This window comes from Streptomyces lasalocidi (assembly GCF_005280215.1).
In the GTDB taxonomy this organism is placed as follows: Bacteria; Actinomycetota; Actinomycetes; order Streptomycetales; family Streptomycetaceae; genus Streptomyces; species Streptomyces longwoodensis.
Genome location: NZ_SZNQ01000003.1, coordinates 339,948 through 366,189, shown reverse-complemented (window position 1 = coordinate 366,189; position 26,242 = coordinate 339,948). Strand labels below are relative to the sequence as shown.

Below are 26,242 nucleotides of genomic sequence, written 5' to 3'. Positions count from 1 at the left end.
CCGTATCTCCTCGACCGACGTCTAGCAGCGTCGCTGGCGCAGATCGGCATTCGCCGGTCTCGCTTGATGGGCCCTGGCAGCGACGGTTCAGGCTGGCTCCTCCACTGAGTGGGAGTCGGTGAGCGTGAGCGCACCGCCCGTCGCGATCACCCCGACGATCACTGCGAGTACGGCGTACGTGATCCGCTCGCCGTGGAAGAAGGAGTGCACGAGGTCGCTGCTCCACACGCCCGCGGGCAGTTGGGTGGTGACCAGTGCGGCGATCAGGGTGCCGACGACGGCCGTGCCGACGCTGGTCCCGACCTCCTGGGCGGTGTCGTTGAGGGCGGTGCCGATCGACGTGCGGTTGGCCGGCATCGCTTCGACCAGGGCGATGGCACAGATCGTCATCACGGTGCGCAGCCCGATCGTCATCACGACCATGGAGACGGCGATAGCGGCGTACCCGTGGTCGACGCCCCAGGCGAGGCCGGCCAGAGCGGCGGCCAGACAGGCCGCGCCGACCAGGCAGGCGGCCCGGTGCCCGAAGCGCTTGCCGAGCCATTCCGACAGCGGCGTCGCGATGATCATGGTGATGATGATCGGCAGGTTCGCCAGGCCCGCCCGCACGGGGCTCCAGCCGTAGGCGTACTGGAAGTGGAGGATCAGCCCGAACATCACGCCGGCCATCGCGATGGACGTGCCAATCTGAGCGATGGCCGCGCCGCGGACGGTTCCGCTGGAGAAGAGCTTGAGGTCGAGCATGGGCGCGGCGCTGCGGCGCTCGTGCCACACGAACGCGAAGCCGGCGGCGACGGCGCCGAGGATCGATGTGATGGTGGTCGGGGAGAACCAGCCGTGCTCGACGCCGCTGGTCAGGGAGTAGCAGGCCAGGCCGATGGTGAGGACGCTCAGGACGGCGCCCGGCAGGTCGAGGCGGTCCTTGGTCAGGTCGTCGGGTTGGTCGGCGGCTGCCCCGAGGCGCACGCCGATGGCCGCGATCAGCGCGATCGGGGCGTTGACCACGAGCAGCCATTCCCAGCGCACGTGGGCGAGGGCCGTGCCGCCGAGCAGCGGGCCGAGGACGAAGCCGGACATGCCGACGACGATCATCAGGGTCATCGCGCGCATGCGCAGCGCCTGGTCGTCGAAGAGCCGGAAGACGAGGGAGTTGGTGATGGGTGCCATGGCGGCGGCGGCGGCGATGCCGAGCCCGGCGCGCAGCGCTATGAGCTGTCCTGCGGAGTTGACCGCGACGACGCAGAGGCTGAGCAGTCCGAAGGCGGCGAGGCCGACGAGCAGGACGCGGCGTCGGCCGAGCCGGTCGGCGAGTGACCCTGCCGTGAGGAGGAGGCCGCCGAAGGTCAGCGAGTAGGCGCCGGTGACCCATTGCAGGGCGGTCGTGCCGCTGCCGAGGTCGCGGCCGATGGTGGGCAGGGCGATGGAGAGCAGCGTGTTGTCGACCATCTCGACGAAGAAGGCGAGGCAGAGGGCGGCCAGGGGCATCCAGGCGGCGCGCAGTGACGGATAGGTACGGCTTGACGGTGGAGCGGAATCGGTGACGGCAGTCATGGCCAGCCCCCTCTCTTGGAACGCCGTAACGAACGACGTTCGATAGTGGAACGATGTTCGATGGTAGAACGATGTTCGATGCGGAAGCAAGCTGTGATTGGATGGACGCCATGACAGGCCCGCGCACGCTCCCCGCCTCCAAAGGCCCGTCCCGCGGGCGCAAGCGTGCTTCGCACTCGCTGGAGGCGGTCCTCACCGCCGCCGTGGCCCTGCTCGACGAGGCGGGCGCACCGGCACTGACGTTCCGCGCGCTCGCCGCCCGTCTCGGCACCGGCGTCGGCACCATCTACTGGTACGTCTCAAGCAAGGAAGAACTACTCGACCGCGCCACCGACCACGCGGTCGGCGCGATCCTGGCCCTCGTCGAGGGGCAGCCGGAGAGCGACGACCCCATCGCCGACCTCCGTGCAATGGCGATCACGCTGTTCGACGCGATCGTCGACCGGCCCTGGCTGGCGGCTTACTTCATGCGCAACACCGACGTGCAGGGCAACTCGCTGCGGCTGTACGAGAAGCTCGGCCAGCAGACCCTCCGCCTCGACCTCACCCCGCGGCAGCGTTTCCACGCAGTGTCCGCGATCACCAGCGTTGTCATCGGCACGGCCGCTGACCTGGGCGCGGAGATCCCGCAGGAAGTCCTCAACGGCGAGACGGACCGCGATGCCTACCTCCGCCGCTTCGCCGAGCAGTGGAAAACGCTCGACAGCGCCGCATTCCCGTTCGTGCAGCAGATCGCCGACGAATTCGCGGGACACGACGACAGAGACCAGTTCCTAGCCGCACTGGAGCTGACGTTGTCAGGGCTCCGCCTTCAGGCCGGCACCAGGTGAGAGTGGGAGCGGCCCGCTAACCCACGGCTGAGCGCGCCAGCGCTAGACACGCCGTAGTGGAAGCTCGCCGCCGAAGAGAACCCGTATCCGCCGCTCCCCGGAGTACTTGAGCGGGCGGTGGCCGCGGCGAGGCACTGCACAGCTAACGGGTCCGCACTGCCAGCGGCTGAGCGACCGCAGGTCATTCAGTGTGCCGTCTGCGGCCTCGTGGAGCTGGGCGACGACGTCGGCCACCACGTAGCGGTGCGGCAGCTGGGCAGCCGGTCCACGGTCGTTTCAGCCCTTCTCTGCTCGACGTCGGCCCGTGGCCCCACCAGATCAGCCCCTGCAAGGACTTGCCCAACGCCGGGGGGCCAGCCGGCCGGAGTGGCGCGGGCGGCCTTGAGACCGGCGGCGCCGCTGACCTGCAGCCCTCAGGGCCAAGGCGCGTCGAAAGGCCAGGGCGTCAGAAGGTGAGGTTCCAGGCATCGAACACTCAACGCAAGGCGGCCTGAACCGCGGCGGACACTCCCCGCTGCCCCAGTTTTTCTCCCGTGCTCCGACCTCCGCGTCGGAACACCACTCGTCCACCTCAGCACAGAGGCAGCTCACGGCGTTGCCGTGAGGTGAAGAAGGACGTCCTGCAAATCGCCCCTCATTGACGTGACGTACATGAGGAGCGGCGCGCAGGACGTCAGGTGGCTCGCCGGAGCGGGACGACGACGCTTTCGCCCATGCGCTTGGGGTCGAGCCGGTAGTACCGGATGTGCCCGATCCTCTCGGTCTCCTCCAGCCAGCCGGCTTCGATGACCTGCTTGCGGGTGCGGGAGAAGACGGGAGGGGCCATCCCTACCAGCTTTGCCAGGTTGGCGGCGGTCTCCAAAACAGCGCCAGACCGGTCGGTGGGGTGGAGCGCGTAGAGCATGACGACAAGTCGCTGGTTAGCGGTCATGCCGACTGTCTTCTCAAGCAGATCGAGGTTCTTCTGCTTGTCGTCGCTGCTGATCACTGGGCCTCCCACCGTGCAGGAACGTTGTCGTCGAATCCGGGGATGTCCGGCGGGTTGCACGTCTTCACCGCTTCACGCTGTTCGATCCCAGTGCCGTGGAAAGCGATGTAAGGGCTGATCCGGTAGAAGTTGTAGTTGCCGACACGTCCTCGAACGATCAGGATGCGGTGCTTCGCCAGCTTCCTGTTGATCTTGCCCACCGCGTCAGTGGACATGCCCACGCGCTTGGCGATGTCCGCGCCGGTAGCACGCAGTGGTTCCATACCCTCAGGGGAGACTCCGATCCACCACAGAACGAGGAACTTCTGACTGGGCGTGAATGCCTTCGATTCAGTGATCGCCTCGACGCGCGCCTTATCGACCTGCGTGTGCCTGCCGGAGAAGGCGTACGGCGCATAAGGTACCGGCTCGCCCGTGTCGGCATCGACCAGCCTGCGTACTGCTCCCAACGGGCCCTCCGAGCAAGGGGGGTGACTATCGATTTATGAGGGACGGCTCCGAGGCCGACCTGATGAACTTAACGTACATGAGCAGGAAGTCAATCAACTCCGCTTGTCGGCCGTGTCGTCTGCCGCCTTGCTCAGGGCATGGGTCACTGCGGCACAGCTCTCCTCATCCGCCTCATGTACTTCACGTCAATATGGCGCTGCTGCAGGAACCGGTACTCAGATCCTTCAGCCGTGGTGACGGTTCCCTCAACCGTGGTCCCTGCTTGCTTGAACGTGGTGCACGACTGCCAGGACTGCTTACCGGGTTCAGAGATCCGTGCAGGCAGTCCTCCTGGTCGTTCTCCACGGTTCCCGGATCTGCCTCACAGTTCCGACGATCGTGGTCGCTGCACGTGTTTCTGCAGGTCAGAGGCGTTTTGACGACTGCGCTCTCTTACTTAGGTAAGCATCCGCGGCGTTTGGCTGCCCTTCAATCCCCTGGCGTGATCTTGAGCGCGGCCGTACAGGAGGCGGGTGGACGCTCCCCCCTCCCCCGCCTACTGGACTTGGACCACTAGCCCTCACTCGGTCACAGCTGCCCCAGTACAGCGTCGGTTGACTCCGCAGCTGGACTGTTGCGGTGGATGGCGTGGCGCCCGTACCGAAGTGCGACCCGCTGCTTTCCGGCGCGTACGTCCTGCACCACGACGAAACGGATTCGCGCCGGAAAGTGGCGGGGCAGCGGGGTCCAGGGGCCGGCGAAGGCCCCTGGTACCACGCTGCCCCGCCACCCCCAGGACGTCTTCCCGGCAGGCAGTCCCTGAACTACCGACGACTCCTGCCACCTTGGGAGGGGTGACGCGCACTTGAGGTGCCGGCTGCACCAGCAAGAGAGTTCTGGGCGAAGGTCACAGGATTCGCACTGTTGGTGCTGTGATCAAGAAACGCGAGTCGGCGACAGCCTCGATCAGTCCGAATCTTGCTGCTTCCCACCTCCATGGGGTATGGCGAGGCAGGCCCTCGAGTTCCCCGCGGCCGGTGCACCAAAGGGGTACCTGGGTGGGGTCTCCTGGCGGGGCGGCGGGGTAGAGCCGGCTGAATGCGGCTTGGCTCAGCGATGCTGGTGGCAGTCAGTCCACGGGCAGACCTCGCGTGATGTCATGGGTATGCAGCAGGATTTCGGCGACGCTCATTGCCGCGAACCCTTCGGGGTCACAGGGGCACAGTGCCCGGCCCTGAAAGTCGGGTCGGCTGTAAGCAGGCACTACTGAGCAGCCTGCCGCAGGCCTTGGCGCCCCAGAGTGCTTCGGCCGGCGAGGCAGTGAGGCGAACGTTCAGGTCGGCAGGAAGGCAGACGTCGGCGGAGCGTGCCGCCAACCGTCCGGCATAAGCCAACAGGCCGTGACCTATGTGGGCTGTGGTCTGCCAGCAAGTCCACTCGAGCGGCCGCGTGGGATCGTCCAGTCCTCGCCGTATGGGGCCACGCGCTCGCGGAACTCCTTACGGTCGGTCTTGTGGCTGGATCCTCCTCAAACGTCGCCGATCGGGGACATCCGCCCAGCGCCCTTCTCACTGCGGGTGGGGCCACGCTCCCGGCGTTGCGCAGCGAGCTGCAGGTTGCCAGTTCAGATCGGGCAGTCTGCACATTCGTACAAGCTCCCCCACTACACCTGCAGCGATCAGAACTGACACCACCGTGCCGACTACCCGTGCCGGTCACGGCACTGGACAGCAGTCGCGCTGAACTTGACTTATGTAATGAGCCTGCGGCAGTGGCCATGGCCACTGCCGGAACAAGATCTCAGGGAGTTGATATCGGAAGCAGCGACTGAAGCGACTGAAGCCAGAACATTCGGCTGGGCCAACGGGACAATGGGGACCCGCATCCTTGCTCAGCCCTGGTGATGGGCATGCGGTATCCAGCTTGGTGATCGGTGGCAAGCCGAGGCGGCTGTCAAGCGCAGTGCGTGAGCTATGCCGCACGCAGCGTGAGAAGCGATGCTGATCTGCAGACGCTGTCAACGAACCAGAGCGTCGCTGGACGACATCGACGTTCGCCGCCCCTGAGCGGAGGATCGTTTCTGACGAAAAATCTGACGCTTCATCAGGTAGCTGGGGCTCACGCCTTTGCTACTTCCTGGAGGCGCCTGAGACGACCGCCAGCAGCGAGGCCACGAGGCGGCTATGAACGCTAGTTCGATGGCCGTGCAGTCGTCAGCGAGGCGCGGGGAGACCGTCATCCTCCGGGTGACGATCAGCATTACCGTCCGCCGACTCACCCGGCGCGAGGTGGGCAGCCTGTTCGGCGTCGGTGATCTCCCTTTTCCTTTCGCAGTAGGGTGATCTTCTTCAGCGCCATTGTCCGAACGCGGTCTACCTCGGCAGCCCGTCAGAGAAGCTCCTCGGCACGACTTTGGTCTCCACCATCCTTGCGCTTCTCGGCAAGCCGAAACAGCGCTTGGGTCATGCCCGCATCGGCCGCCTGCTGGGCGTAGTGTTCGGCGCCGTCGTGATCACCAAGATGCTTCCGTAGGAGGGCCGTCCCGCCCAGGGCCGCGATGCTGCCTGAGTCGGCCGCCGCAGGGAACAGGCTTTCGGCTGGGGTGACGTCGTCGGCTGCCTCAAGTACCGCCGCCCCGCCGCAAGTCGCCGCAGTGCGTCGGGTTCGCCGTCGTCCGCCGCTTGTCGCGCGAGCCGTTCTGCTTCGATGCCGTCGCCTGTCCCCTTCCGCGGTTCGATGATCGAATAGGGGAAGGAGAAGCTGCAACCGGCATTGGCCATTCGTGAAACAGGGCTCTGCCGCTGTGAGGTTGCCGGCCTACTTGCGATCGCTTGCCAGCCGCCGCAGCACGCCGGGCTGGCTTTGTCGGCGGCCGACGTGCGAGCTCCAGGGCCTCGTGGAAGTCTCCAGCCCCGTGTCGGCTGGCGGTGAGCTTATCGAGCGCGTAGCCGTGACCTGCTGCAGAGGCCTCACGCAGTAGGTCATCGCATGTTGCGCGGTTTGCCCTTTCTCTTTCCGCGCGCAGCATTGCGAGTTCGCACATGACAAAGCCGCGGTGTGCTTCGAGACCCTTCCGGGCGGAGCGCTCCGCCTTCTCGTGGCGTCCCGTCCGTTCCCGGTTCTACGCCAGCTGTAAGAGGCCGTCGAGGTCTCCTGACTTTGCGGCCTGCAGGTAGACGGTTTCGGCTGCCGGCTGGTCCTCGGACGCCAAGTACAGCGCGCCCAAGCGGCTCAGCGATCGTGTGCTGCCCGCGCCGACAGCCTTCTCCAGGAGCCGACGGAGAGCGTACGGTCACGGTGGCTGGCGGCCTGGGTCAAGATCGCAGGGCCTCAAGACCATTGAGCTAAGCGTGTGCGGCCGCCGTGAATGACGTCGGCGAGCATGGCTCATGTGGACTCCCGGTACGCTGATTCACAGAATGTGAATCAGCTCCGCGAAGGAGTCCCGCGTCATGGCCCGGTCCGCCCGAAAGCGCCCAGCTGCGGCAAAGCCCCTGCTCAAGCCCCCTACTCGGATTGGCAAGCTGGATGCCGCGGCCGTCATCGGGGAGCTTCGTCAATGGCACGAAGAAGCTGAGGACGAGAACATCGGCCGGATGCCAGCCGATGACGAGCTGTACGGAGCCCTGCTTTACCTTGAGGCCAACGCGGGCGCGCTCAAGAACCAGATGGTCCGACGCGAGGCCGCAATCGCCCGCGTTCGGCTGTGGGAGTACATCCGCGAAAGAGCAGACCTGCATCAATCAAGAGCGATCGAGCACGCCCGAGCTGCGGGGGCAGAGTGGGCCGATCTGACTCCAGCACTAGCCGTCAACGCGCCCAGTGCCGCGTACAACAAGTCGAAAAGGTTGCAGGCGGCGGTCCTCAGCGAAACATCACGCGTCGATCAGCCTCTCCGCCGCACACCTGAAGCTGTCCGTGAAGCTGAGCGCATCGCGGCTGCCGAAGCCGCAGCCCAGCGTCGCGTAGAGGAAGAAGCAGCACGCCGTTACGCGCTGCTCTCCCCTGTCGCACGGCGGCTCCTTGAACATCGGGCCGGCCTGAACGAAGACGACGATGTCACCTTCTGGCTAGACCAGATCGAGGCCGTGCTCCCCAGCTGCCATACCGCCACTCAACTGGTAAGCCTGCAGAGGTACATAGAAGCCCTAATCCGGGAGCTAACGAGGGTCGAGCGAACGGGACGGCAGGCAGCAACCACCGAGAACGCACGGCTCGCCTTTGTATCTGCAGCCGAACTCGTCACAACGTGAGGGCCGGTCGGGAAGGGACGGCCTGACGGCGGCCATGACAAGCTCCCCATAGGCGGCCACTTACCGCCCCACTGATGGCCACGGGATTCCCCACGTACGGCCAGATATCTCCCCGCTCGCATTGGACGCATCCCGCTCGGCGAGGCTCGGGCGGGTGAAGAACAGCAGGGAGATCATGGAGATCCTTGAGGCGTACGACCTCACGGGCAGTTACCGCGCCGCGGCCGAACTGACCGGCGTCGACCACCACACGGTGGCCCGCTATGTGAAGATGCGGGCCGCCGGCCAGCACCCGGACCAGCGTCGTCACCGGGCCCGCGCGATCGACGACTATCTGCCGAAGATCGAGGAACTGGTGGTCCGTTCACACGGCAAGATCCGAGCGGACGTGGTGCACAAGAGGATCGTCGCGATGGGCTTCACCGGCGGGGAACGCACCACCCGCCGCACCGTTGCCGAGGCGAAAGCCCAGTTCAGGGCCGGTCGGCGGCGGGTCTATAGGCCGTGGGTGACCGAGCCGGGGCTGTGGATCCAGTACGACTTCGGCGACGGACCGACCATCGCCGGACGCAAGACCATCCTGTGGTGCGCCTGGCTGGCCTGGTCCCGGTTCCGGATCGTGATCCCGATCTGGGACAAGACGCTGCCGACGGTCACCTCGTGTCTGGACGCGACGTTCCGCCGCATCGGCGGAGTGCCGGCCTACGTCCTGACGGACAACGAGAAGACGGTCACCACCGATCACGTCGCCGGGATCGCCGTCCGCAACCCGGAAATCGTCGAGGTCGCCCGGCACTACGCACGACCATACGCACCTGCCTGCCCGCGGACCCCGAGACGAAGGGCGGTTCCGAGGCGACGGTCCGCATCGCGAAGGCCGACCTGGTGCCCAAGGACGTCAACCTGCGCGAGCACTACAAGACCTTCGGTGAACTGGAGGCGGCCTGCCGGGCGTTCTGCGACGAGGTCAACTCCCGCACCCACCGGGCGACTCGGCGCAAGCCGGTCGAGCGGCTCGCTGAGGAACGACAGCGGCTGCACCCGCTGCCCAGGAGGCCGTTCACTGCCGCGTTCGGCACGACCCGGCGGGTGAACTGGGAGTCCACGATTTCGGTCGAAGGGGTCCGTTACTCCGTTCCGCACGAGCTGATCGACAACCGGGTCTGGGCCCGGTTCCACGGCGACGAGCTGATCGTCACCGCGGTCGGTGAGGACGGCTCGGCCCGCGAGGCCGCCCGCCACCGCCGCGGCCAGCCGGGCACCCCGGTCCTGGACGACGCCCACTACCCGCTGCGGGAGAACAAGGACAACGACCGCACCCCGAAGGCCACTTCGGCAGAGGAGGCTGCCTTCCTCCAGCTCGGTCCTGGGGCAGCGTCATGGCTGGTCGAAGCGGGGGCGGCCGGGGTTCGCCGCATCAAGGCGAAGATGGCCGAGGCCGTCGCCCTGTCCAAGCTCTACTCGGTGGCCGAGGTCGACCGGGCCCTGGGCACCGCCGCGGTCACCGCACGCTTCGCGGACAAGGACCTGCTGTCCATCGTCGACTACCAGGCCACCCGCGAACACACCGAACCCGTCCGCCGCAGCGAGGAACACTCCCTGCAGCCCGGCACCTCCGCCTGGTCCTCCTTCGGCCTGCCCACCCAGCCCGCCTCCGACGTCTCCGAGCACGACGAAAGCGATCCCGCCTGATGGCCACCCCACTTCGCACCGTTCCCGGCACCAACGGCGACCCGCTCGCCGAGGCCATCGAGCTGACCCGGCGGCTCAAACTCCCGCACCTGCGACGGGTGTTGGCCGACCTGATCCCCACCGCCAAGGCCCAACGCTGGGACCCGGCCGAGGTCGTCCGCGTCCTGCTGGCCGAGGAAGCCGCCGGCCGCGACCGGGCCAACCTCCACACCCGCCGCAAACGGGCCGGCTTCCCCACCGGCAAGACCTTCGGCGACTGGGACGAGACCAAGTCCGCCATCCCCCGACCCACCCAGGACGCCCTCAAGTCCCTGGAATGGATCGGCCGTCGGGAGAACTTCTGCATCTGCGGGCCCTCCGGCACGGGCAAAAGCCACTTCACCGAGGCCCTCGGCCAGACCGCCATCGAGGCCGGTCTGACCGTCTCCTGGTTCACCATCGAGGACCTCGGAGCCCTGGTCCGCCGGCACCGCGCGGACGACTCAATCGCCCGAGCCCTCGCGAAGATCATCCGCTCGGATCTGATCATCGTCGACGACATCGGCCTGCTGCCCGTCTCACCGGACGCCGCCGAGGGCTTCTACCGCCTGGTCGATGCCGCCTACGAACGACGCTCGGTCGCCGTCTCCAGCAACCTCCACCCCTCCGGTTTCGACGAGATCATGCCCAAGACCCTGGCCACCGCCACGGTCGACCGGCTCATGCACCACGCTCACATCGTCGTCACCCAGGGTGACAGCTACCGGCTCACCCAGGCCACCAGCGGACAAGGAGTGAAGCCCTTCAGCTGACCCGACCGACCCGAAGGCGGGGAATTATCTGGCCGCCACCGGGGACAACTCGATGGCCGCCAGCGGGGCGAACTCCTGGCCGCCTACGGGGAGAACGAAATGGCCGTTGACAACGGCCCGGACTCAGACGAGCGGGGTTTGCTCCGAACCTTGCACGAGGAGCTGCGCACTGGATAGGAAGCGCTCAGGCGGCGATCTTGAGGGGACGCCCGCCCCAGCGGATGCCTTTCTCGCTTTGGCCGCAGGTGCGTTCACGTCGTTCGGCGACCAGAACGTCACGGTGCGGCGTTGGCGCTGCGCCAGCGCAAGTAGACGTGCAGGGCGCGTTTGGGGCTGAGAGCCCTTCATGCCACTTGCCGTATCGGCGGAGCCTTGACCGGGCAGGAAACTGACGCTGCAGTCTCGGATGGACCGCTGTATTGCTCCACCCCGTAGCCTTCGATGTGAGCGGCACCTGCTGATCGATGACGGTCGACGCTTGCAGTGCCGGGGGAAGCATCGGCTGGTTCCCCCTGGTGATTACGCCGTAATCACCAGCGGGCGAGACCGTCGCGTGCGTGCGGACCCATTTGAGGCCTGGTCGCGCCGCCGGAGGCTAACCGCCTACGGCCGGCCCGTGGATGATGGATGGGTGACTGGTTCCGGTCTGTCACTGCATCAGATCGGGGTATGGCAGGGGGCCGACCCTCCAGTGAGAGACCCGGCCCCCTGCCATACCGGCTTTGCAGTAAGTGCGCCGGGGAAGCGGATCAGTCGAGTCAGTTCGTGTCAGCGTTAGCCAGCCTGGCTGTCCCAGTTCGGGATGAGCAGGGCCAGCACCTTGCCGAACTCCGCATCGGCATGCCGCAGATCGGATTCCTCCCCCGAAGATCGTCGCTGCACGCGGCAACGGCGGACCGATGGCAGTGAGCGTCAGCGGTGCCCGGGGAGGCACGGGTGATTACGGCGTAATCACCCGGCACCGCAGGCCTCATCCAATCCGGCTGACGGCGTGCCGCGGATCAGGTCTCTCCCTCAAGGTTCTCGCTGCACGCGGCAACGGCGGTGTCCTGTCTCAACGAAGCTAGTCGTCCACTCCTGCGCTGACCTGCGTGGACTGGATTGGTTGAGGCGCGGCGACTTGGTTCGTTGAGACAAATCTCGGGGGCCGGGACCGAACAGGCTGAGTCCTGTCCGGTCCCAGGTCGGGCTGCCGCTGTACTGGTCGGGCCGTCAGGCCCTGGCGCTGGCGACTCCTGAACTGTCCATGTAGTCGCGGACTCGCGTGATCAGTCCGTTGCGGACGTGGAGTATCAGGAGGCCGGGGACAGTGAACGTGGTGGCCTTGATCGGCAGCGTTCCCACCACGACGTGCTCGGCGACGATCACTTCGGGATCGGCGGTCTCGTAGGCCGCGACCCTCCTGACCTCCTCCACTTGGACGGGGCTGGCGCCCCAGACCGCCCGGTAGCCGGCGCGCACGGCCTCACGTCCTTCGAAGCTCGGGGGGAAGCCGGGTGAGGTGAACGGGAACTCGTGCACCGCGTCGATGGAGTAGAGATCGGCGAGATCGTCTGGGGACTTGTCGAGCATGGCTTGGTAGTAGCAAGTCAGCACCTCGTGAGGGGTGCGTACAGCAGGGTATTCAGAAGTGACACGGGGGTTATTCCATTCGCTCAACGCTTGTTGACCCACTCACGGTAGGGTCGGCCGGAAGTTCGGTCAACGGCTGTAGAGTGAGTCAGTGTCCACTCCTCGCCAGTCCCGTGTCGACCGCCGCAGAGCGACCGAGGTACGCATCCTCGACAGCGCCCGGGAGCTGTTCGCCGAGAAGGGATTCGAGCGAACCACCATTCGCGCCGTGGCGGCCTCGGCGAGCGTCGATCCGGCTCTGGTGATGCAGTACTTCGGCTCGAAGCGGGAGCTGTTCAGCCAAGCCGTGCAGGCGGTCTCCTCCCCGCTGACGGCCGCTGATACCGACGAGCTCGTCGATCAATTGCTGGCCTCGCTCGGCCTCAAGCTCGGCGGTCTTCCTGAGGGCACGTTGGTGATGATGCGGTCCATGCTCACCGATCAGGCCGCAGCAGATCACGTCCGTGCCTCTCTTGGCCGGCAGATCGAGAGCGTCGGTGCCGCCCTGCCCGATGCCGAGGATGCTGAACTGCGCGCCGCGCTGATTGTCACCGCGTTGCTGGGCGTGAGCATCGGCCACCAACTCCTCGGCCTGGCCGCGCTTCGTGAGGCCCCTGCGGATCGCATCGCCGTGTTGTTCCGCCCGGCCATCAAGGCCCTGGCAGGACCGCCGGGGTGAACTCAATGCCCCTGTTGCTCGGAATGTGAGCAGCCTGTACTCAGGCTCAGCAGCGGTAGTAGGGGTGGAACGTTTCCGCGTCGGCTTCATTGGGCTGGCGCGGTGGCGGGATGGTTTCGCGGGGGAAGTCCGCGTCGTAGATCCTCGGGACCATCCAGCACCCCCAGCACGCTCAACCGCGCGACTAGGTTCGCTGAGACAGAAGCCCGAACGACTCGGTTCGTTGAGAAAACGACTCGATTGAGTGAGACGGGACAGGCGGACCGATGGCAGTGAGCGTCAGCGATGCTCGGGAGGCACGGGTGATTACGGCGTAATCACCAGGCACGGCAGGGCTCATCCAACTCGGCTGACGGCGTGCCGCGGATCAGGTCTCTCTCCCGAGGTCGTGGGTACACATGGTGATGGCGGGCCGATGGCTGCCGGGGCCTGCCGTGCAGGAAGCATCAACTTCTACATGGCCGGTGATTACGGCGTAATCACCAGGCACCGCAGGCCTTATCCAACTCGGCTGACGGCGTGCCGCGGATCAGGTCTCTCCCCCGAGGTCGTGGGTACACATGGTGATGGCGGGCCGATGGCTGCCGGGGCCTGCCGTGCAGGAAGCATCAACTTCTACACGGCTGGTGATTACGGCGTAATCACCGTCACGGCAGGGCTCATCAAACCCAGCTGACGGCACGCCCCAAGATCAGGGAGTGTCCGACTTCGACGCATGCCCGTAGCGGAACGCTGGCTGGGGCCCTGCGTGCTACTGAAGTCCATCGACATATGTTGCGTGGGGGCGCGTGACAGCGGCTGCTGATGCGATAGCCGCTGAGGAGTGAGTATGCGCAGGGCGGTGGGCTGACCGACACCGAGAGGGCCGCGCGAGGTTGAATGCGGTTGCAGGCTGTCGTCCGCTTCGAGGCCGGGGGAGAAGGACCAAGAGGTCGTCGCCGCGCTTGCGGGTGAGTGAAGGGTCGGTGGAGCAGTGGCGCCGGGTCTCCTGACCTCAAGCCGACCGAAGGCCACTGGGCGCTGGTGAAAGCCCGACCGGGGCACCTGGCAGCTATGAACCTCGGCGAGACCACCAGAGCCGTGAAGCGTGGACTTGAGAGCGATACGTCTGAACAGGCCACTCGTGGCGATGGCGACTAGCCCCCGTTCACCGATTTCTCTGACGTACACGGGCTGGCTCAGCAGCCGGTACTTGTATCTGATCAACCCGCCTGGGGTGTTTCCCTGAGATCGGCAGCGATCCGGGTAGGCACCTCGGGTGGCGCCTTGATGGGAATCAACGAACTTGAGCTTCGGCAGCGTCAGGGGCTGGCTCACGGAAACTCCTTTCCCGATGGAGTGTCCGACAGCGCCCATGGCCGGCGAGGCGGCCGACTCCTGCCGGGTTGGCCGATCCCGACATCACCTCTTCAAGCTCAGTAGTGATTCGTCGCAGTCGGCGTTGCGGTGCAGGGGAGGTATCAGCTTCTCTTCTGCTGGTGATTACGCCGTAATCACCAGCATGGCAGCCTGTTGCGCTGATGCGGTTCCTTGCTGAGGCCGTGTTCGCGCTGCTGCGAGGCTGGTCGTCTCCCAGCGACCCCGTGGAGCTGGGTCACTGGCACGATGTGCCACTGCAGTGGACTTGGATATGGCAGAGGGCCAGCCTCCGGTGGGAGGTCTGGCCCTCTGCCATACCGACTTCGCAGTGAGTGCGCTGGGCTAGACGATCAGGTGGCTTAGCTCGTGCTCAGCGTTAGCCGGCCTGGATGGCCTGGCTATCTTTGTGCTGGATGAGCAGGGCCAGCATCTTGTCGAACTCCGCTGGCGGCATCCTGCGGATTAGGAAGTATGCAGCTTCGGCTCCGTTGTCGTAGGGGAACTTCTTGGGCTGGGGGACCTGCGTGCCAGTCGTATCCGTGGCCTTGGCCTGGTAGGGGACAGATGGGGCAGTCTCAGGGGCGTCGCTGTCCTGTCCCTCTCCTAGAGGCGACGGTGTATGCGGTACTGGCTGATCGTTGGTAGCCGGCGTCTGCGGTGCCGAGGGAGTATCGACTTCTCCCGTGCTGGTGATTACGGCGTAATCACCAGCACGGGGATCGTCTGCACTGTCCTGTTCCTCGATCGGTTGCGCCTGCTGCGCATTGCTCGTGTGGGCCTTCTCTTGTTCCTTCGGGGCCCGTTGCGCCTTCAGGTCCTTCAGGGCTGCTTCCTGTTCAACGGCTGGCTTATTGCCGACCGCACGCAGGAGATCGATGGGCTCTACGCCGATGCGAGCCTGCAGCTCTGGAGTCAGATTGAGCAGGGCGAGGCGCTGGGATACCCAGCCTTGCGAGCGGTGGAGGCGCTTGGCGAGTGCGCGCTGGCTGCCGTGAATGGCCAGTAGCCGTTGCAGAGCGCGTGCCTCGTCGATTTCTTCAAGGTCCTGCCGGTGGATGTTGGCGACAAGGGCGGACTCGAGAAGTTCCTCGGAGGTGGATCCCTGGTCGTCGCTGACCATGACCTTGATGGTGGCGAGACCGGCTTCGCGGGCAGCCGCGAGTCGGCTGCTGCCGTCGACTACGACGTGGGTGGTGTCCGGCTCAAGGGCCTCTTCCTGAGCCGGGTTGGCCTTGAGGTAGGCGTCACGGTTCATGACCGTGATCGCCTGCTTCTGTCCATGAGTTTTCAGGCTACTGGCGAGGTCGGTCAGGTCTCCGAGCGCGGAGCGCGGGTTGTCCGGGTTGGGGCTGATGCGGTGGACGGGAAGCTCTGTGGGGTCTGCCACGCCTTCGGTGGGGACCCCGGTGGCGGCGGCCACAGCCTGACGGCGCGCGCTGACCGGGCGCACTCCCCCGCCGAAGCGACCACTGCCCAGCTGGTCGGCCTTGCTCACAGCACCTCCCTAGCGAGAGCCCGCATCCCGACCGCCTGCTGCGATTTGGGCGCGTAGGACAGCAGGGGCTTTTTCACTCGGACGGCTTCCTTCTGTTCCTTGAGGTCGCCGATGAGGCCGATGACCCGCGGGTCCTTTATGTCGACCCATCCCTGGAGCGACGAGGTGGCGATGTAGCCGCGGCGGGAGTCGTAGAGGTTGACGACGATGCCGAGGTAGTCGATGTCGATCTGGAGGTCGCCGCGGAGGTCGTCGATCTGGGTGGTGAGGAGTTCGTAGGCGTCAGCGGAGCTGTCCTCGGCTTGCACAACGATCAGGGCACCGGACTGGCCGGGCTTCTCGCCGTCACGGCGCCGTCCGTAGTAGGCGGCAGCATCCATGCTCAGACCGAGGCTGGGCGGACAGTCGACGATGATTACGTCGTAATCGGCCTCCAGCGGAGCGAGAGCCCGCTCGAGGGCAGCTTCCCGGGCGCGTACTGCGGACAGGCGTACGTCGAGGAGGAAGGCGTCGTTGCAGGCGGGGAGGAGATGAAGCCTGCCTGCGAAGCTTTCGTCGTCGACGGAGACGATGAGGTCGCGGAGCTCGCCCTTGGGGTCGCCTGCCATGTGGTTGGTGAGGCTGTCCCCGTTCATCGGCAGGGGAGAGGCTCCCAACTGGTTAGTGAGGTGGCACTGGGGATCGAAGTCGACGAGCAGGACTTTCAGGCCGGGCCCGGGGAGGTTCTCGATTTCCAGCGGGTCGTCTGCGGACGCTTCACCGCTGTTCTGTGTCTCGCTCTGCCTCAGCGCTCGGGTGAGTGCCTTGGCGACGCGTACAGGGTGCAGCGCGTTGGAGTCTTCCGCGAGTGCTTCTCCGAGGCCTGCGGTGATCGCGGTCTTGCCGACACCGCCCTTCTGGTTGCAGACGATGAGGCGCCGGGTGATCTCCGGCCGCTCCACGTTGGGTGCGGGATGGGTGTCGAGCCAGAGTTGAACGGATTGGGCGAGTCCCTGGATGAGGGACACTCGGCGGTCGGTCGCGATCTCTCTGAACTGTTCCCACTGGCCAGGAGGTAGGAACGTGGAGAACGAGTCGGCGCCGGCGGTGTCGACGGTCGCGGCGGTGGAGGCGAGGCTGCACCAGTCCTTGATGCCCTGTTCCACAGCAGCTTGGATCTCGATACCGCGCTGGGCGGCTCTGATTTTGAGGTTCTGCCGGAGCCATCCCGGCAGTTTGGAGACGACCTTCTCGCGGTCGTTGGAAGTGGCTGGCGAACTCATGAGGACACCATACTAACGTTCTTGATCCTTAGGGTGGTCGACACGTTAGTTAGGCATCATCTTAGGGTGTGTTGTTCCAGTCTCCTGGGTGATTACGGCGTAATCACTTGCCTCTGACTGCTCGTCACTGCGGCTCCGTCGTTGAAGCCGTGTCCTGCTTCGGGCCAGGTCGGCCGGACGGGGACTCACGTTGTTCTGCGGCCCTGGACTGCTGGGGCGGGTGCGATTGGGGCAGCTGGCTCCAAGGCGCCCTCGGGGGTGTGCTGTTGCACGATGCGCCCCGACCCAGCACTGTCCCGGTAGGTGCCCGGCCGCCGCCAGTTTCATTTGATGGGCCCTGGCTGCGATGGTTCAGGCTGGCTCCTCGACGGAGTGGGAGTCGGTGAGCGTGAGCGCCCGCCTGTCGCGATCAGACCGACGATCGCTGCGAGTACGGCGTACGTGATCCGCTCGCCGTGGAAGAAGGAGTGCACGAGGTCGCTGCTCCACACGCCGGCGGGCAGCTGGGTGGTGACCAGTGCGGCGATCCGGGTGCCGACGACGGTGGTGCCGACGTTGGTCCCGACCTCCTGAGCGGTGTCGTTGAGGGCGGTGCCGATCGACGTGCGGTTGGCCGGTATCGCTTCGACCAGGGCGATAGCACAGATCGTCATCACGGTGCGCAGCCCGATCGTCATCACGACCATGGAGACGGCGATGGCGGCGTACCCGTGGTCGACGCCCCAGGCAAGGCCGGCCAGGGCGGCGGTCAGACAGGCCGCGCCGACCAGGCAGGCGACCCGGTGCTCGAAGCGCTTGCCGAGCCATTCAGGTTCGCCGCGCTGGAGCTGACGCTGTCAGCGTTCCGCCTTCAGGCCGGCACCAGGTGAGATTGGGAGCGGCCCGCTAACCCACGGCTGAGCGCGCCAGCGCTGGACACACGCCGTAGCGGAAGCTCGCCGCCGAAGAGAACCAGTATCCGCCGCTCCCCGGAGTGCTGAAGCGGGCGGTGGCCGCGGTAAGGCACTTGCATCGCTGCCCGGATCCGCACTGCCAGCGGCTGAGCGAGCTTGGCACCTCCCCGGCGGTGCCGGTCCGGCACCCCGTCTGGGCACCGGGTCGGTCGGAGTGACGCGTGCCATCCTCCGAGCGTGTGCGGGACCGCGGGTCACTCAGTGGGCCGTCTGCGGCCTCGTGGAGCTGGGCGTCGACGTCGGCCACCACGTAGCGGTGCGGCGGCTGGAGCAGCCGGTCCAGGGTAGAGGCTCCGGGGTCGAAGTCGCGGTTGTGCCGTACATCGAGGTAGCCGCGCAGGTTGTCGGCGGGGGTAGTTGTCCGTGCCGCCGAGGATGACGTCGTAGGGTCTCGGGCCGGGTGCCGCCCGGTCTTGTCGAACCCCATTCTCAGCTGGGCCGGGTCCTAGCTGAGGGCGTCGCCGGGATGGGTGTCTCCCGGACGGTCGACGAAGGGCGAGGTCGATCAACGACTCACCTGCCGACGCTAACTGGTGGTGCACGCACAGCGGATCCGGTGCTGCTACTGCTGTGCCTTCTCCGGTGCCGGACACCAGTCCGCCCCGTCATCCTTCCCCTGCCGCCCGCAGAACCCCATCTGCTTCGGGCGCTGCGCCCCTTCTACCCGCTGGATCGAGACGAGCTTGTCCAGCGGGACCTGCTGGTCCACCCGTCCGCCGAAGTCGATGCGGCCGCTCTCCCCGGCGAGCGCGGCGTCGTCGTGAATACCGCTGAGGGCGTGCCAGACGGCGCTCGGCGTCAACGGTAGGTCGGGGGCGGCGGACCGGAGGCGGGTGATGGCCTTCACGTAGAGGTTCACGGCGTCGAACGCGAGTGCCGCGTGCCCGTCCAGTGAGGTGTCCCTTACATCGCGGCACACGTCGGGGAACAGGTCCTTCATGGTGCTGTAGAGGTCGCTGGGATCGTTGCAGGAGGCCGATCCGACGGTGAAGTCCAGGAACTCGTAAGGGACTCGGGGGAAGGCCTTGCGGCGGGCCGGGTCGGCGCCGAGGCGGGCCACGTCGTCGCCGCCGAGGAAGACCGGCGGGTTGGAGCCGCCGCAGGTGTTGTTGGTGGCATTCAGGATCGTCTCGAAGTCCTCGCTGCGGCCCGCGAAGAAGACCAGCCCCGAGAATTTGCATGCCTCCTCCCCGACCTTCAGGGCGGACGGCCCGTGCGGGGTCCGGGCGGCCGGCTGCGCGGGGACGTACCCTTGCGGATCGGTGTCGAAGTGGGCTTCGTGGAAGGACTCGTTGACGTCCAGGAACAGGTTGTTGCTGTACTCGTCGGTCGGGTCGAGGGAGTACACGATGCGCACGGCCTTGCGCTTCAGCTGCTTCTCGGCGAGGAGATGGCCTACGTAGGCGACGGAGATCTGCGCTTCGCGCCTGTTCTGCGGTGAGACCTGGTAGTACAGCGCGGACACGCCGGGCAGTGAGTCGGCGGACAGGGTGGTGGCGACCATTGGCAGTCCCACCCGGGTCAGTTCTTCGATCGTGTTGTAGGTGGCCCTGCGGCTTTGGTCGAGGCCGGTGACGCCGACGATCGTCGAGTCGCTCCGCATCATCCGCTCGATCATGCGCGCGGCATCGGCTCCGAACTTCATGCCGGCTCCCGCGCTGGCCGGGTAGATCCGCAGTACAGGGTCGTCGCCACCGCCTGTCTTCAGCAGGCGCTGCTGCGCGCTCGCTACGCCCTGCAACTGCTCGCGGGCATAGGACAGGGTCTGGGATGTCCCGCTCTTGGGGGTGCTGAGCAGAGCGGAGAGATGGACGAGAGTGACGATCGGGCGGGTGGGATCCTCGGCGTGTATCTTTTCGGCCCTGTGGTTCTGCTCGGCGATGATGCTCAGGGTTTTACGCACGGCCGGGTCCTTGGCGCCGAAGGCGAAACCGTGCGGGGCGACACCGACGCACTCGCTGGTCGAGGCCCGCCACACCGTTCGCGCGTCGGGGTCGGAGGTGCCCAGCCCGCAGTGCTGCTGTCGCCAGTCCCGGGCATCGGCCACGGCGATGCCCACGCCGACGGCGAGCACCGCCAGGGCGGTGGTGACGGCCACGATGGTCGTCGCGCGGCCCGCCCAGACGGGAGGGCGGGGAACGGTGAGCCGGCTCGCGATCGTCGTACGTTCACCCTGCTGGAGCCGTCTGTCGTCGCCGTCCGATAACGGCTCCGGCACCCGTACCGGCAGCTGCCAGAACTCGGTGTTCCGGCCGCCGCCAGCCGCTCTTAGCCGCTCGCACCAGGCCTGGTAGGGAGTGGGGTTGTCGGTCAGCTCCCGCACTGGTACCGGTTCGGCCGGGTCCTCGGGGCGGCTCGTCACGAGGAGCAGTGGGTCGAAGGCGCCGGTGTCGTTGCGTACTTCGGAGAGCAGCCGCACCAGTTCCAGGCCGCCGTTGGGGCCGCTCACCCCTTTCAGGAGGGCGACGCAGTAGGCCGTACGACGGTGGGCGTGCCGCCGCCACGGCCGTCGCCGGTAGGCGACCCGCAGGTCCTCCAGGAAGGCGTTGATCATCAACTTGCTGATCTGTTGCGGGTCTTCACGCCCCCACCTGGGCTGGGTGAGCCGTAACGCGAACCCGATGAACGTCCCCGGATCGGCCGGCGCCATGTACGGCTGGTGCAGCAGCCACCGGTACTCGCTGCCCACACCGCGCCATACACGGAACCAGAAGACCGGCAGCAGATGCAGTCCCAGGAGGTAAGCCCACCAGGGCACGTGCCCCTGCAGGGCGACCTCGGTGCTCGGGCTGCGCATGAACCCGAACAAGCGTCTGCGCTCCAGTTCGCGGTCGCGTAGCCGGCGCAGCATGATCTGGCCGTGGTCGCTGTCGGGCTGGTCGGCCGTGTGCGTCATCTCAAGCAGCCAGTTGACGAGTCCCAGCCGCCGGAACCGTACCCGCCTGTCGTGTCCGTGGCGTGCGGAGGAAAACTCGGCGGCGAGGTCGACGAGGACGCGTCGGCACAGTTCGGCCCGTTGCCATTCAACGGACAGGTACTTGGCCTCCGCCGGGTTGCCTCGCTCGGCGACGACCCCGCTCCACTTGGCGGTCATGTCGACCACCTGGTTAGGAACCACCTGGGGTACGGCTGCTTTCAGCGCCTGCTCGACCTGGAGCGCGAGGGCGTCCTCGTGCCGGCCGAGCAGGCCGAGTATCGGGATGCCGTCGCGCTTGGGGACCTCGGTCGGCAACTCCCCCCTTTCCGGCCTGCGCACCAGGGTGCCAAGCAGCTCGAAGAGCCGGTCGCCGTGCTCGAACACGGGTCCGTCCACGGATCCCCCGATTCCCTGGTACTTACCCACCGCATCCGACAAGGCCGGATTGAAGCACTCACTCTAGTGATCGGGGAACTCACTTACCGGCCCTGTCATGAACCCTTTACAAGCGGCTCAACCGGCACGTGCACGCTGAGCTGTTACGCCTCGGTGTCACGCACCCCTGATTCCCCTGCCACACCGAATGTCACGCTGTCCATCAAGGCGATAGTTACGGTTCTGATGCACCCTCGGCGGCCTGCGCGGTGCAGCAGCGTCCCGCCGGGCGGCTGGCCCCTTGGGAAGGCTGAGAACGAACGACGACGCTGTTGAGGAGCGGCTCGTCGCATGCGTCGCCGAGATGTTCACCAGCCGGCCGCGGGAATGGGTCATCGTCCGCGCCCTGGCCGCTGGGGCCGGGATGTCGACGGCGGCGGTGTACTCGCTGTTCGACGGCAGGGACGCGCTGATCGGCGATGTGCGCGACAAAGCGGTGGCCGGGCTCTTCCGGGCGCTCTCGGTGGTGCCGGCGTCCAAGGACGCCCTCGCCGACGCCTACCCGCCGGCCGTCGTGTACCGGCAGTGAGAGGCGAGCACCGCCACCTCTACACGGTGTTGTTCGGTGGTGTGCAGTCCTTCGACCCGTCGGGCTCGGTCGGTACCGGTGACCCCGTCAAACCGCTCCTTGCGGCTATCGAGCGTGCTTTGACGGAAAAGTACCCGCTGCCCGTCGCTGGTGGGGGCCGACCATGGTCAATGCCTGGTGCTCTCGATGCCGAGGACGTCGTACAGGTGCTGGCCGTGGGCCCATTTCTTCAGTTCCGCACGGCCCATGAGGAGGATCTGGTGATGCGCGGCGAAGTCGGCTGCCGGATGGGTGAAGCCATTGAGGCCGATCATGATCGGGATGTCGGCGCCGTGGTGCGGACGGGCTGTCCCGTTGAACTTCTGCACGTGCCCGGAGCCGACCGGCTTCTGGTACTGCTTGCACTGCAGGATCAGTAGGCGGTCGGCCCCGTCCCGGGCGGTGACGTCAACGCCCAGGTCGCCGGCACCGCCGACCCGTCGAGGACTGCGGAATCCGTCACGAGCCAGGAGGTCCGCGCACGCTTGCTCGAAGCCGGTGGCGCTCATCGAAGACAGCTGCTTCATCTTGAAGGTCAGCAGGTCCGGGCCGGGATCGTCGTCCGACGAGGCGACGAACTCGCCGTCCGCGCTGACGTAGGTGTAGGTGCCAAAGAAGAATGAAAGGACCTTACTGGCCAGGATGAGCACGGCCAGTGCGCCGACCACGATCAGGGCGGTCCACCATGGGTAATCTGCGATGAGGTTCCACAGATCCACCGTGATCCACCGGCTGACGTCCTCGGTGAGCCACTTCCACAGCATCTTGCCGATGGCCAGCGCGACTACGGCGTACAGCAGGAACTTCAGCAGTGGGTCGAGTGACCCGTCTTCGTCGAACACCACACCCCCAGACATGTCGGCTGATGACCAGCAAGCCCGTCGGTCAGCTGCCCCTCCCCGTCGGCGGCCGCGACCTACGGACCATCCCAAGATTTCGGTGTAGCAGGGGGTAATGACAGAACCCGATGAATCATCACGATGCGCAGCTCGGCAAGGACTCCATCCGGCCACGAGCGCCGCACGACCGGGGCTGGGCTTGCGCCCACCGGCCTGAAGCGGCTGACCTTGGTGGACGCGTCTTCTCAGTTCGCGAAGCGGCCGCCGCGCACCTCGGAAGATCTCGTGTCGGTCCTGCGTTGAGTGACCTGTCTCCTGTGGTTTCGGATGGAGTGACGCCTGACTGGGCCACCGTCAGAAATGGCGAAATGCGGCGGAGGCGCGCTCGCCGCTGTGATGTGCAAAAGGCGAGGTGCGGCAGGCCCCGGGGCCGACGGGGTGATGCGGGGTTCAGCGTTCGGGTTTGGGGGGCCGCTGCATCAGCGCGGCCGCGGCCTGGTCGAGCGTGACCTTCTCGTGCAGCAGGTCGGAGACGATCTCGGTGATCGGCATCTCGACGTCGTGGGCGGCGGCCAGGTCGAGGATCGCCTCGGCGCTCTCGACGCCTTCGGTGGTCTGCCGGGTCTCGGCCATGGTCAGGCCGTGGCCGAGGTGGGTGCCGAAGGTGCGGCTGCGGGAGAGCGGTGAGGAGCAGGTGGTGCCAGGTCGCCCAGGGGGCGAGGGTGGTCGGGTGGGGAGACGAGGCCGGACTTCCGGCCGCCGCCGGCCTTCCGCTGTTGGCGGTGGCTGCGAGGCTGGCCGGATGAACGCCGATGACGAGCAGCTGCTGCGCGGCCGGGTATACGGCCGCGCAGCACGACGCCCCCAACCCGATCCCGCTGCCGCACCAGACGTACGTCGCGCTGGTCGGCGGCCCGCTGGACGGGCTGCACGCTCCGGAGCAGCTGTCCCCGGCTACCTGCGTCGCCCGCTGCGGTGGAGGTGTTCTTTGAGCTGTTGGCGCAGGGCGGGCAGCGAGAGCGTGGCGCCCAGGGAGGTGAGGAAGTCGGGGACGGTCCAGGTGATCAGCGCGCCGTGGCGCGAGAGGTAGAGACCTACGCGATTCATGCGGTAGACGTCGTCGTAGTCGAGCAGCAGGTAGCCGGCGAGCTGCTGCACGGCGGCGCGGTTGAGGGAGTGCGGGCGGGTGGTGGCTTTGCAGTCGATGAGCAGCCCGTCGACGATGAAGTCGGCGTCGGCGCCGCCCAGGTCGGCGCTGCCGGCGAAGACGGGCCCGCAGACTCGCTTGTGTTCCGGCAGGCTTCTGAAGGGCGCGAAGGGACGTTCGGCGAGCGCCATCTGGTCGCTGATATCCTCCAGGACGTACGCGGGGACCGCCGCTGTCAGATCGTCCAGCGTGGTGCCGGCGTCGGCGCCAGCGAGCAGGTTGCGGCGGCGGGAGAAGATGCCGTTGCGGTAGACGGCCTCGAAATACCCGGCCACGTGGCACAGCCGGGTCAGCTCTTCGTCGTTCAGCTTGGTGGTGCCATCCAGGTGGGCTTGCTAGCGGGCCAGCAGCTGCGTGCCTGCCTCGTGCAGGTTCCGGCGTACGCCGGCCGCGGGAGCTCCCTCCCCAGGCGCGAGGCTGCCCAGGATCCGGATGCCGAGGGCGACCGCGTCTCCGGCGCCGCGCCCCAGTATGAGCCTGAGACGGTAGTCGATGGTGTGTCCGAGGGCCGCGTAGTCGGGCCGCCGTTCGTTCATCGGCTGCGCCGCGGGCGGCAGTGTGCGTACCTGCTGCTGGTATGCGCTGATGAGCTGCTCTGTACGGGGCAGGTACCGCTCCAGGAACTGCGACATCGGTGAGCGGGGATACTGCAGCTGTCCGGTGAGCGGCAGCGCTGCCAGCGGCACCCCTTCAGAAGTAGCGGTGGCGCCGGCGCGCGAGGCGGTGCTGATCTGGGCTTCGGCCCACTGCAGACCCGAGCAGTCGAGCACTTCGCGGGCCCGGGTCACCGCGACATAGATCAGCCGCGCTTCCGCCGGATGCACGGAGCGCGCTGCGCTTTCGCCGGCTTCGGGGGTGAAACCGCTGCCGATGCGTACCCGCTGCCATTCACGGCCCTTGGCCTTATGCACGGTGGACACCACGACGCGCGCCTGGTCCTCGTCGGCCATGCGCTGCACGGCCGCGATGATCTGCTGGGGACCATAGGTGTCGACCAAGTCCACGAGGGCCTTGAGATCGGCTGCCGCAGAGTCTTGTTCGGCGTACTCCTGAACCTCGCCCCAGGAGGAGAACAGGAACAGCTCATGGTGCGAGGTCCGCCTGCCCGCCTGCAGATCAATTGCCGCCTGGGCGATCTTCAGCAGCGGCTTGCCGCCCCCCACCAGCGCGACCGGAACGCCTTCGTCGAGGAAACGCAGCACCTCGGCGAGCGCATCGGCATTGCCCCGGCACAGCACCGCATCCGGCACCTCGACCTTCCCAAGCCCCGAAGGCCGGCCGGCATGTCCAGTGAGCTGCATCGGCGACGACGCGGCCCGCAGCCACCGGTTCGCCACCTCGGCGATCGCCGGCCCGAACCTGAAGGACTGTGTCAACTCCATGCGCTGCCCCGGAAAGCTGCTCATGATGTCCTTGGCGTGCCGCCACTCATAGATCTGCTGAGCAGGATCGCCGACACAGACACGCTGGGCGTCCTGCGCGAGGAAGATCTCCTCAAGGACGGGGTTGGTGTCCTGCGCCTCATCCAGGAGCACAAAGTCGGCGGGCAGCCTCGGCCGGGTCAGCGCCCACATCTTCAGGTAGTGATCGTGGTGGAAGGGCAGCTGGCCCTCAGGAGAGCAGATGTCCTCCCACGCCCACTGCGCTCGTCTCAGCAGAACTTCCGCCAGATACTGCACGCCCTGGTCGTCGAGCCCGTTCACCGTTCCCAGGTGCCGGGCCGCAACCTGCTCATCGGTGCTGTAACAAAAGCGTCGCACCATCTCCATCACCAGCCGCGCCAGCGTCGTCGCCCGCAGCCGCTTCTTGTTGACGGTCAGGTCCCGGTCCAGGCCCAGTAAGCGCGCCGTACGGCTCAGCGGCATGTGACGCGATGCCTCAAGCCTCCCCTGGAAACGCCTGCCAACCGCCTGATACGCCAGCGAATGCGATGTCCGGCACTCCACATTCGGGCCGAACCGCGCCCGGGCCTCCACCGCGATGGGTTTGTTGAAAGCCACGTACAGGCCGCGGCGACGGGATGCCGCACCCATCATCGCGAGTGTCGACGTCTTGCCCGTGCCTGCACCAGCCACCAAGGCCAGGTTGTGCCCTGCGGCGAATGCCTCCTGGGCAGCTTCCTGCTCTGCCGTCGCCTTCGGGACCACACCACACCTCTTTCGCTTGCTCCGCGAGCCTTTGGACGGCCAGCTCCAGCCGCACGATCAGTTTGGCAACACCCACTGACACCCTGACACCGAAATGGGTATGCGCTTACGGAACATCAAAAAATTGGCCGATCCCGGCAGTGGGGAGGTGTCCTGTCCGCCGCCGCTGCTGGCGGGAGTGTGTGAAATGGTGTGGGTTCGGCGGGCAGACGTCATGCATTCTGACGGTTCGTCGT

Annotated in this window: 17 protein-coding genes and 5 pseudogenes; 8 read left to right on the top strand and 14 right to left on the bottom strand. The window is 66.6% G+C overall.

Annotation, left to right across the window (positions count from 1 at the left end; all coding sequences use genetic code 11):
* Nucleotides 1–87 precede the first annotated feature (87 nt).
* Nucleotides 88–1,551: an MFS transporter gene (locus tag E4U91_RS37175; protein ID WP_137311409.1), complete on the bottom strand. Its 1,464-nt coding sequence runs from the start codon at nucleotides 1,549–1,551 to the stop codon at nucleotides 88–90.
* A gap of 179 nt (nucleotides 1,552–1,730) precedes the next feature.
* On the opposite strand from E4U91_RS37175, the gene E4U91_RS37170 reads away from it, so the two are divergent.
* Entirely contained in the window at nucleotides 1,731–2,381 is a 651-nt protein-coding gene (locus tag E4U91_RS37170; RefSeq protein WP_137311545.1) for a TetR/AcrR family transcriptional regulator, read from the top strand.
* A gap of 673 nt (nucleotides 2,382–3,054) precedes the next feature.
* Here E4U91_RS37170 and E4U91_RS37165 read toward each other — a convergent pair.
* Together E4U91_RS37165 and E4U91_RS37160 are read right to left on the bottom strand one after the other, a co-directional pair.
* A complete protein-coding gene (locus E4U91_RS37165; RefSeq protein WP_137304509.1) occupies nucleotides 3,055–3,366 on the bottom strand; it encodes a replication initiation protein, RepL2 in 312 nt (103 codons plus the stop codon).
* Entirely contained in the window at nucleotides 3,366–3,818 is a 453-nt protein-coding gene (locus E4U91_RS37160) for a MarR family transcriptional regulator (RefSeq protein ID WP_137304501.1), read from the bottom strand. The genes E4U91_RS37165 and E4U91_RS37160 overlap by 1 nt, the downstream gene beginning before the upstream one ends.
* A 3,432-nt stretch (nucleotides 3,819–7,250) precedes the next feature.
* Here E4U91_RS37160 and E4U91_RS37150 point away from each other — a divergent pair.
* The 3 genes and pseudogenes from E4U91_RS37150 (at nucleotide 7,251) to istB (ending at nucleotide 10,534) form a co-directional block, all read left to right on the top strand.
* Nucleotides 7,251–8,051 (top strand): hypothetical protein, encoded by an 801-nt coding sequence (locus E4U91_RS37150; RefSeq protein WP_241678974.1) that lies wholly within the window; start codon nucleotides 7,251–7,253, stop codon nucleotides 8,049–8,051.
* Nucleotides 8,052–8,205: 154 nt separating this feature from the next.
* Nucleotides 8,206–9,743, top strand: a pseudogene (gene istA / locus E4U91_RS37145) (IS21 family transposase).
* Nucleotides 9,743–10,534, top strand: a complete 792-nt coding sequence (gene istB, locus E4U91_RS37140; protein ID WP_137311230.1) for an IS21-like element helper ATPase IstB — start codon at nucleotides 9,743–9,745, stop codon at nucleotides 10,532–10,534. Before istA ends, istB begins: the two are co-directional and overlap by 1 nt.
* Before the next feature lie 184 nt (nucleotides 10,535–10,718).
* Here the strand turns inward: istB and E4U91_RS40075 are convergent.
* Nucleotides 10,719–10,860 (bottom strand): annotated as a pseudogene (locus tag E4U91_RS40075) (IS630 family transposase); the annotation flags it as partial.
* A gap of 886 nt (nucleotides 10,861–11,746) precedes the next feature.
* Entirely contained in the window at nucleotides 11,747–12,106 is a 360-nt protein-coding gene (locus E4U91_RS37130) for a nuclear transport factor 2 family protein (RefSeq protein ID WP_137311408.1), read from the bottom strand.
* 151 nt (nucleotides 12,107–12,257) lie between these two features.
* On the opposite strand from E4U91_RS37130, the gene E4U91_RS37125 reads away from it, so the two are divergent.
* Nucleotides 12,258–12,824, top strand: coding sequence for a TetR/AcrR family transcriptional regulator (locus tag E4U91_RS37125; RefSeq protein ID WP_137311407.1), 567 nt, complete (start codon nucleotides 12,258–12,260; stop codon nucleotides 12,822–12,824).
* An 879-nt stretch (nucleotides 12,825–13,703) separates the two neighbouring features.
* A pseudogene (locus E4U91_RS40070) lies at nucleotides 13,704–13,807 on the top strand (helix-turn-helix domain-containing protein); the annotation flags it as partial.
* 752 nt (nucleotides 13,808–14,559) lie between these two features.
* Here E4U91_RS40070 and E4U91_RS37115 read toward each other — a convergent pair.
* The 5 genes and pseudogenes from E4U91_RS37115 to E4U91_RS37095 form a co-directional block, all read right to left on the bottom strand.
* Nucleotides 14,560–15,678: a ParB/RepB/Spo0J family partition protein gene (locus tag E4U91_RS37115; protein WP_137311406.1), complete on the bottom strand. Its 1,119-nt coding sequence runs from the start codon at nucleotides 15,676–15,678 to the stop codon at nucleotides 14,560–14,562.
* Complete coding sequence (locus E4U91_RS37110; RefSeq protein WP_137311405.1) at nucleotides 15,675–16,940, bottom strand: ParA family protein; 1,266 nt, start codon at nucleotides 16,938–16,940, stop codon at nucleotides 15,675–15,677. The genes E4U91_RS37115 and E4U91_RS37110 overlap by 4 nt, the downstream gene beginning before the upstream one ends.
* A gap of 351 nt (nucleotides 16,941–17,291) precedes the next feature.
* Nucleotides 17,292–17,749 (bottom strand): annotated as a pseudogene (locus tag E4U91_RS37105) (MFS transporter); the annotation flags it as partial.
* A gap of 445 nt (nucleotides 17,750–18,194) precedes the next feature.
* A pseudogene (locus E4U91_RS39470) lies at nucleotides 18,195–18,320 on the bottom strand (SAM-dependent methyltransferase); the annotation flags it as partial.
* Nucleotides 18,321–18,455: 135 nt separating this feature from the next.
* Nucleotides 18,456–21,206 carry a type 1 periplasmic-binding domain-containing protein gene (locus E4U91_RS37095; RefSeq protein WP_137311404.1) on the bottom strand — a complete coding sequence of 917 codons (2,751 nt, stop codon included), beginning with the start codon at nucleotides 21,204–21,206 and terminating at the stop codon, nucleotides 18,456–18,458.
* A 280-nt stretch (nucleotides 21,207–21,486) separates the two neighbouring features.
* Between E4U91_RS37095 and E4U91_RS37090 the strand changes: the two genes are divergently transcribed.
* Entirely contained in the window at nucleotides 21,487–21,774 is a 288-nt protein-coding gene (locus E4U91_RS37090; protein WP_174867974.1) for a hypothetical protein, read from the top strand.
* 167 nt (nucleotides 21,775–21,941) lie between these two features.
* Here the strand turns inward: E4U91_RS37090 and E4U91_RS37085 are convergent, their stop codons facing one another.
* On the bottom strand, nucleotides 21,942–22,655 hold the full coding sequence (locus E4U91_RS37085; RefSeq protein ID WP_137311403.1) for a restriction endonuclease: 714 nt from the start codon (nucleotides 22,653–22,655) through the stop codon (nucleotides 21,942–21,944).
* Between the two features lie 447 nt (nucleotides 22,656–23,102).
* Nucleotides 23,103–23,291, bottom strand: coding sequence for a hypothetical protein (locus tag E4U91_RS37080; RefSeq protein WP_422070959.1), 189 nt, complete (start codon nucleotides 23,289–23,291; stop codon nucleotides 23,103–23,105).
* A 173-nt stretch (nucleotides 23,292–23,464) separates the two neighbouring features.
* On the opposite strand from E4U91_RS37080, the gene E4U91_RS40065 reads away from it, so the two are divergent.
* On the top strand, nucleotides 23,465–23,644 hold the full coding sequence (locus E4U91_RS40065; RefSeq protein ID WP_137311402.1) for a hypothetical protein: 180 nt from the start codon (nucleotides 23,465–23,467) through the stop codon (nucleotides 23,642–23,644).
* Here the strand turns inward: E4U91_RS40065 and E4U91_RS38355 are convergent.
* Nucleotides 23,607–24,134 (bottom strand): hypothetical protein, encoded by a 528-nt coding sequence (locus tag E4U91_RS38355; protein ID WP_168218320.1) that lies wholly within the window; start codon nucleotides 24,132–24,134, stop codon nucleotides 23,607–23,609. The two genes, E4U91_RS40065 and E4U91_RS38355, sit on opposite strands and share 38 nt — an antisense overlap.
* A 60-nt stretch (nucleotides 24,135–24,194) precedes the next feature.
* Nucleotides 24,195–26,006, bottom strand: a complete 1,812-nt coding sequence (locus E4U91_RS37070) for a UvrD-helicase domain-containing protein (RefSeq protein WP_168218319.1) — start codon at nucleotides 26,004–26,006, stop codon at nucleotides 24,195–24,197.
* Nucleotides 26,007–26,242 lie beyond the last annotated feature (236 nt).

Excerpts from the sequence above, each read along its gene's own strand:
- E4U91_RS37175 (WP_137311409.1), bottom strand. The coding sequence starts at position 1,551 with ATGACTGCCGTCACCGATTCCGCTCCACCGTCAAGCCGTACCTATCCG.
- E4U91_RS37150 (WP_241678974.1), top strand. The coding sequence starts at position 7,251 with ATGGCCCGGTCCGCCCGAAAGCGCCCAGCTGCGGCAAAGCCCCTGCTC.
- istB (WP_137311230.1), top strand. The coding sequence starts at position 9,743 with ATGGCCACCCCACTTCGCACCGTTCCCGGCACCAACGGCGACCCGCTC.
- E4U91_RS37130 (WP_137311408.1), bottom strand. The coding sequence starts at position 12,106 with ATGCTCGACAAGTCCCCAGACGATCTCGCCGATCTCTACTCCATCGAC.
- E4U91_RS37110 (WP_137311405.1), bottom strand. The coding sequence starts at position 16,940 with ATGAGTTCGCCAGCCACTTCCAACGACCGCGAGAAGGTCGTCTCCAAA.
- E4U91_RS40065 (WP_137311402.1), top strand. The coding sequence starts at position 23,465 with ATGACGAGCAGCTGCTGCGCGGCCGGGTATACGGCCGCGCAGCACGAC.